Source organism: Billgrantia campisalis (assembly GCF_022341425.1).
GTDB classification, from domain to species: Bacteria; Pseudomonadota; Gammaproteobacteria; order Pseudomonadales; family Halomonadaceae; genus Halomonas; species Halomonas campisalis.
Genome location: NZ_JABFUC010000035.1, coordinates 1 through 2,386, shown reverse-complemented (window position 1 = coordinate 2,386; position 2,386 = coordinate 1). Strand labels below are relative to the sequence as shown.

The 2,386-nt window shown below is 69.8% G+C and carries 2 protein-coding genes; both read left to right on the top strand.

The features are described 5' to 3' along the window. Positions 1 to 972: NADH-ubiquinone oxidoreductase-F iron-sulfur binding region domain-containing protein (locus HOP52_RS19450; protein WP_238979186.1), on the top strand; the 972-nt coding region annotated here is incomplete at its 5' end. 11 nt (positions 973 to 983) lie between these two features. Further along, on the top strand, positions 984 to 2,386 hold a 1,403-nt coding region (locus HOP52_RS19445), incomplete at its 3' end, for a 2Fe-2S iron-sulfur cluster-binding protein (RefSeq protein WP_238979185.1).

Genomic DNA, 2,386 nt, shown 5'->3' with positions numbered 1-2,386 from the left:
GCCGACGAGGGCGAGCCCGGCACCTTCAAGGATCGCTACTATCTGGAGCGGGAACCGCACCGCTTCCTGGAAGGCGCCCTGGTCAGCGCCTGGGCGGTGGAGGCCTGCGCGCTCTATATCTACCTGCGTGACGAGTACCCCGGCCTGCATCGCGTTCTCGGCGAGGCGATCGCCGAGCTGGAGGCGGCCGGCCTGGTGACGCCGGGCTATATCGTGCTGCGCCGCGGCGCCGGGGCCTACATCTGCGGCGAGGAGTCGGCGATGATCGAATCCCTGGAGGGCAAGCCGGGCAAGCCGCGTCATCGCCCGCCCTTCGTCGCCCAGAAGGGGCTCTTCGGCCGGCCCACCCTGGTCAACAACGTCGAGACCGTTTACTGGATCCCGCTGATCTGGGAGAAGGGGGCCGACTGGTTTGCCGGCCAGGGCCGCCACGGCCGGTCGGGCCTGCGCAGTTTTTCGCTCTCGGGGCGCGTCAGACGCCCCGGCGTCCACCTGGCCCCCGCCGGCATCACCCTGAACGCGCTGATCGAGGAGTACGGCGGCGGCATGGCCGCGGGGCACCGGCTGGTGGGCTACCTGCCCGGCGGTGCTTCCGGCGGCATATTGCCGGCCAGCAAGGCGGACATTCCGCTGGACTTCGATACGCTTCAGGAGCACGGCTGCTTCATCGGCTCGGCGGCGATCATCGTGCTCTCCGACCAGGACGACCTGAAGGCGGTGGCCACCAATCTGCTGGCCTTCTTCGCCGACGAGTCCTGCGGCCAGTGCACGCCGTGCCGGGTGGGCACCGAGAAGATGCTCGCGCTGCTCGAGCGCGATGAGTGGCAAGTCGAGGCGCTCGAACGGTTGGCGCAGGTGATGATGGATGCCTCCATCTGTGGCCTGGGTCAGGCGGCCCCCAATCCCGTGCTGGGGCTGCTCAAGGATTTCCGCGGCGAACTCGCCGCCCAGAACGTGATCGTCAAGGGGTGAGGGAGATGAGCATGACTGTGAGCAAGGCCGAACAGCGCTCGACCACTGGCTTTACCCTGACCCTGGATGGTGCCGAGGTCACGGCCTATGCAGGCGAGACCCTCTGGCAGGTGGCCAAGCGTGCCGGCGAGACCATTCCGCATCTCTGCTTCAAGGACGCCCCCGGCTATCGCAGCGACGGCAACTGTCGCGCCTGCATGGTGGAGATCGAGGGGGAGCGGGTGCTGGCGGCGAGCTGCCTGCGCGAGGCCGCCCCCGGCCTGGTGGTCAAGAGCGCCACCTCCGAGCGCGCCCGGGTCTCCCGCGAGGGCGTCATGGAGCTGCTGGTCGCCGACCAGCCCGAGCGCGACGCCAGTCCCGACCGCTCCAGCCACTTCTGGGCCATGGCCGACCAACTGGCCATCGACGCCACCGCGGTGCGCGAGCGGCTGCCGGCGCGGGCCGAGCGAGAGGCCCCCACGGTGCACCATGTCGCCGAGCGGGCGGCCTCGCTCCCCCATGCCCATGGCCATGACGCCACCCATTCGGCGATGAACGTCAACCTCGACGCCTGCATCGAGTGCAACCTCTGCGTGCGCGCCTGCCGCGAGGTCCAGGGCAACGACGTCATCGGCCTGGCCCATCGCGGGGCGGCCGCGAAGATCGTCTTCGACTTCGACGACCCCATGGGCGACAGCACCTGCGTGGCCTGCGGCGAGTGTGTCCAGGCCTGCCCCACCGGGGCGCTGATGCCGGCGACCCTGATCGATGAACAGGGCCGCGGCGATTCACGGGCGGCCGACCGCCGCGTCGACTCGGTCTGCCCCTTCTGCGGGGTGGGCTGCCAGCTCACCTACTACGTGAAGGATGAACCCCTCCCAGCTGAGGAGCGTCGGGGGCAGGGCGAAGGGGAGGTCCGAGGACCAGGGATGGCCGAGGTAGCCTCTAGGGAAGGACTTGTAGCGCCTCCCCGTAGCCCTGACGCCGGATCAGCTCCGGCGTCAGCGCGCATCCTGTTCGTCGAGGGGCGCAACGGCCCCTCGAACGAAAACCGCCTGTGCGTCAAGGGGCGATTCGGCTTCGACTACCCCAACCACCCCTCGCGGCTGACCCGGCCGCTGATCCGCCGGTCCGGCGTGCCCAAAGGGCTCGACCCTGCCTTCGATCCGGCCACCCCCCTGACCCACTTCCGCGAGGCGAGCTGGGAGGAGGCGCTGGATCTCGCCGCCGACGGCCTGAAGGCGATCAAGGCGGCCCAGGGGCCCGATGGCCTCGCCGGCTTCGGCAGCGCCAAGTGCTCCAATGAGGAGGCCTGGCTGTTCCAGAAGCTGGTGCGCGTCGGCTTCGGCTCCAACCACGTCGACCACTGCACCCGGCTCTGCCACGCCAGCTCGGTGGCGGCACTGATGGAGTGCATCGGCTCCGGGGCGGTGAC